The sequence below is a fragment of the Bradyrhizobium sp. genome (assembly GCF_049581145.1).
Lineage (GTDB): Bacteria > Pseudomonadota > Alphaproteobacteria > Rhizobiales > Xanthobacteraceae > Bradyrhizobium.
Genome location: NZ_JBAURI010001132.1, coordinates 1 through 4,515 on the forward strand (window position 1 = coordinate 1; position 4,515 = coordinate 4,515).

Here is a 4,515-nt window from a genome sequence, read left to right on the forward strand (position 1 = left end):
GGCGATCGCCTCGCGCCTTGCAGCCGAGATCTACGGGCTCGACATCCTCGCCGAGGATGTCGAGGACGAAGCCCACAACACCACGCGCTTCGTGGTGCTGGCGCGCGAGGAGAAATGGGCGCCGCAAGGCTCGGGGCCGCTGGTCAGCTCCTTTGTATTTCGGGTGCGCAACCTGCCCGCCGCGCTGTACAAGGCGCTCGGCGGCTTCGCTACCAACGGCGTCAACATGACCAAGCTCGAAAGCTACATGGTCGACGGCAATTTCTTCGCTACGCAATTCTATGCCGATGTCGACGGCCATCCCGACGACAAGGCCCTCGCCTTCGCGCTGGAGGAGTTGAAGTTCTTTTCGCGCGAATTCCGCATCGTCGGCGTCTATCCGGCCCATCCGTTCCGCGCGACGTTTACCGAGCAGCAGGAGTGAGGCCCTCAGCCAGTCGTCCCGGCGCACGCCGGCACCCGTAACCACCGACGCTCGTTTTGCGAATGCCGTCAGACAACGCTCCCCACCGATAGATTCCGCGGTATGGGTCCCGGCGTGCGCCGGGACGACGATGTTCTTACGCCGCAGCCTGCTTGCCCAATCCGAACGCATTTGCCAGCAGGCTATAGGACTTCTTCCGCGCCTCGTGGTCATACACCGCGGTGATGACCATCAGCTCGTCGGCCTGGCTCGCCGCGATCATCGGTTCGAGCTTCTGCATCACGGTGGCGGGAGAACCAACGAACAGCCGCGTGCGGTTGCGCGCGACCGAGGCACGCTCGGCCGCGGTATAGGGATAGGCCAGCGCTTCCTCCGGGCTCGGCAGCGGCGAATATTGCCCGCGGTCGCGGCGCAGCCGGTTGAGGTCCATCGAGGACGCCAGCCGTTCCGCCTCGGCGTCCGTTTCGGCGGTGACCACGGCGACCGCGAGGATGGCATAGGGCGTGGCGCGCCAGGCCGACGGCTTGAAATGCGCGCGATAGGTCGTCAGCGCCGCGATCGCGTCATGGCTGGCAAAATGATGCGCGAACGCATGGCCCATGCCGACTTGCGCCGCGAGTTCCGAACTGTAATCGCTGGAGCCGAGCAGCCAGATCGGGGGCAATGGCGTGTCGTCGGGCATCGCGACCACATTATTGTAGGGATGGCCGGCCGGGAACTCGCGCGTCTCCCACAGGATCAACTCATGCAGCCGCTCGAGAAAATCGTCGCCCTCCCGGCGATCGAGCCGGCTGCGCAAGGCGTAGGCCGTGGCGCCATCGGTGCCGGGCGCGCGGCCGAGCCCGAGATCGATCCGGCCTGGAAACAGCGCCTCCAGCATCTTGAAACGCTCGGCCACCACCAGCGGCGCGTGGTTCGGCAGCATCACGCCGCCGGACCCGATCCGGATGTGACTCGTGACCGCGGCGATCTGCCCGATCATGACATCGGGCGCCGGGCTCGCCACCGAGGACAGATTGTGATGCTCGGCGAGCCAGTAGCGGAGATAGCCGAGGGCGTCGACGTGGCGTGCCAGATCGATGCTGTTGCGCAGCGCCGCCGCCGGGCGGGTCGCGGTGGTGACGACGGACAAGTCGAGGACTGAAAGCGGGATCATGATGCCCAAGTTAATGCACCTCGCAGTCCGGACAATGGGGCCGGCCCTCCAGACCAGACATACGCCGGAACGCCGAGGCGGCGATGGGCCGGTGGGACATGTGATGGATTTTTGTTCTCTGTCGCATGATCGCCCACTCCATGGTTTCGCTTATTATCCAGTAAATCAAGCATTTCGTTCTGCCCACTCGTTGCAAAAATTGCTATTATATTTCACGTAACTTGGCATCATTGGGCAATTTCCCATCATCGATGGGCTGTTTCGGCGGTCTCGTTTGTCCTATTTTAGGATCCTCCCGCTTAGCCTGACGTGTTGAGCCGCCCGTTTTGGAGTTCGTGGTGCGATGACCGAGGTACCCCCAAAAGATGCGCCGTCCGGGCTCGGTTCGCCACAGATCTCGTTTGAGTTCTTCCCGCCGAAGACCCCGGAGATGGAACGCAACCTCTGGGACACGATCAAGCGGCTGGCGCCGCTCCATCCCGGCTTTGTCTCGGTGACCTATGGGGCAGGCGGCTCGACCCGGGAACGCACCCACGCCACCATCGCCCGCATCCTTGCCGAGACGGAACTGACGCCGGCTGCCCACCTGACCTGTGTCAGCGCCAGCCGCGGCGAGATCGACGACATCGTCGACCGCTACCATGACATCGGCGTCCGCCACATCGTCGCCTTGCGCGGCGACCCGCCGGGTGGCATCGGCACGCCCTATGTCACCCATCCCGACGGCTATCGCAGTTCGGCCGATCTCGTCGAGGGCATCAGGACCCGTCATCCCGACATCGAGGTCTCGGTGTCGGCCTATCCCGAGAAGCATCCGGAAAGTGCGGATTTCGACGCCGATATCGACGTGTTGAAAGCCAAGGTCGACGCCGGCGCGGCTCGCGCCATTACGCAAGTGTTCTTCGACAACGACCTCTATTTCCGCTACCTCGACCGGGTTCGCGCCCGCGGCATCGACATTCCGATCGTGCCCGGCATCATGCCGATGCACAATTTCAAGCAGGCGAGAGCCTTCGTCACCCGGGCCGGCACCAGCGTGCCCGATTGGCTGGCGCAAAAATTCGACGGGCTCGACGATGATCCCGAGACCCGCAAGCTGGTCGCGGCCACCGTTGCCGCCGGCCAGGTGCAGAAGCTCCGCAAGCGCGGGGTCGACCGCTTCCATTTCTACACCATGAACCGCGCCGATCTCGTATTCGCGATCAGCCATCTGCTCGGGCTGCGTCCGGGCGGCGCGCAGAAAGCTGCCTGAATGACCAATCCTGCTTCGACCAAACGAACCGCGCTGCTTGCGGCCGCCCGTGAGCGCATCCTGGTGCTCGACGGCGCCATGGGCACGATGATCCAGGGCCTGCAGTTCGACGAGGCCGCGTTTCGCGGCCAGCGGTTCGCCAATTTTCACCGCGACCTGCGCGGCAACAACGATCTCCTGATCCTGACCCAGCCGCAGGCGATCGAGGACATCCACGCCGACTATCTTCGTGCCGGCGCCGACATCGTCGCCACCAACACCTTTTCGTCGACGTCGATCGCGCAGGCCGACTACGACCTGGTCGATATCGTCTATGAGATGAACCGCGAGGGTGCGCGGCTCGCGCGCAACGCCGCCGAACGCGTGGCCGCCGAAGACGGCAAGCCGCGCTTCGTCGCCGGCGCCATCGGCCCGACCAACCGTACCGCCTCGATCTCGCCCGATGTCGCCAACCCCGGCTATCGCGCTGTCACCTTCGACGATCTGCGCAAGGCCTATGGCGAACAGGCTCGCGGCCTGCTCGACGGCGGCGCCGATCTCTTGCTGGTCGAGACCATCTTCGACACGCTGAATGCGAAGGCAGCGCTGTACGCCATCAGCGAAATCGCCGAGGCGCGCGGCCTCGACGTGCCCGTGATGATCTCGGGCACCATCACCGACAGATCCGGGCGGCTGTTGTCCGGCCAATTGCCGGAAGCGTTCTGGTATTCGGTCAGGCACGCCAGGCCGATCACCATCGGCTTCAACTGCGCGCTCGGCGCCGAAGATCTGCGCGCCCACATCGCCGATATCGGGCGCGTCGCCGACGTGCTGGTCTGCGCCTATCCCAATGCCGGCCTGCCCAACGAATTCGGCCAGTATGACGAGAGCCCGGACTACATGGCGCGGCTGATCGGCGAGTTCGCGGCGGCCGGCCTCGTCAACATCGTCGGCGGCTGCTGCGGCACCACGCCGGATCATATCGCCGCGATCGCGGCCGCCGTGGCGCCGCATCGGCCGCGCGTGGTGCCGGTGATCGAGCCGCGGCTGCGGCTGTCGGGGCTGGAGCCGTTCGAGCTTGCGCTGGCAATACCCTTCGTCAACGTCGGCGAACGCACCAATGTCACGGGATCTGCGAAATTCCGCAAATTGATCACCGCGGGCGATTACACCGCGGCGCTGCGGGTGGCGCGCGACCAGGTCGACAACGGCGCGCAGGTCATCGATGTCAACATGGACGAAGGCCTGCTCGATTCGGAAGCCGCGATGACGACCTTCCTCAACCTGGTCGCGGCCGAGCCCGACATCGCCCGCGTCCCCGTGATGATCGATTCCTCGAAATTCGCGGTGATCGAGGCCGGCCTGAAATGCGTGCAGGGCAAGCCGGTGGTGAACTCGATCTCGATGAAGGAGGGCGAGGCGAAATTCATCCACGAGGCCACCATCGCGCGGCGCCATGGCGCAGCGGTGGTCGTCATGGCGTTCGACGAAAAGGGCCAGGCCGACACCTTTGCGCGCAAGACCGAGATCTGCAAACGCGCCTACGGCATCCTGATCGACCAGCTCGGCTTTCCGCCCGAAGACATCATCTTCGACCCGAATATTTTCGCCGTCGCGACAGGGATCGAGGAGCACAACAATTACGCGCAGGATTTCATCGCGGCGGCGAAGCGCATTCGCGCCGAGCTGCCTTATGTGCACATT

Annotated in this window: 4 protein-coding genes; 3 read left to right on the top strand and 1 reads right to left on the bottom strand. The window is 64.6% G+C overall.

Features of this window, described 5'->3' with window-relative positions; all coding sequences use genetic code 11:
* Nucleotides 1-424 (top strand): prephenate dehydratase domain-containing protein (locus WCB02_RS36255; protein ID WP_423966421.1); only part of this gene is annotated, 424 nt, incomplete at its 5' end.
* Nucleotides 425-560: 136 nt separating this feature from the next.
* Here WCB02_RS36255 and WCB02_RS36260 read toward each other — a convergent pair.
* The gene (locus WCB02_RS36260; RefSeq protein ID WP_423966424.1) at nucleotides 561-1,580 is read right to left on the bottom strand and encodes an LLM class flavin-dependent oxidoreductase; all 1,020 of its coding nucleotides are present in this window, start codon (nucleotides 1,578-1,580) and stop codon (nucleotides 561-563) included.
* Between the two features lie 343 nt (nucleotides 1,581-1,923).
* Here WCB02_RS36260 and metF point away from each other — a divergent pair, with 343 nt between their 5' ends.
* Both metF and WCB02_RS36270 read left to right on the top strand, forming a co-directional pair.
* Nucleotides 1,924-2,832: a methylenetetrahydrofolate reductase [NAD(P)H] gene (gene metF / locus WCB02_RS36265; protein WP_423966427.1), complete on the top strand. Its 909-nt coding sequence runs from the start codon at nucleotides 1,924-1,926 to the stop codon at nucleotides 2,830-2,832.
* A partial coding sequence (locus tag WCB02_RS36270) for a homocysteine S-methyltransferase family protein (RefSeq protein WP_423966429.1) occupies nucleotides 2,833-4,515 on the top strand: 1,683 nt, incomplete at its 3' end.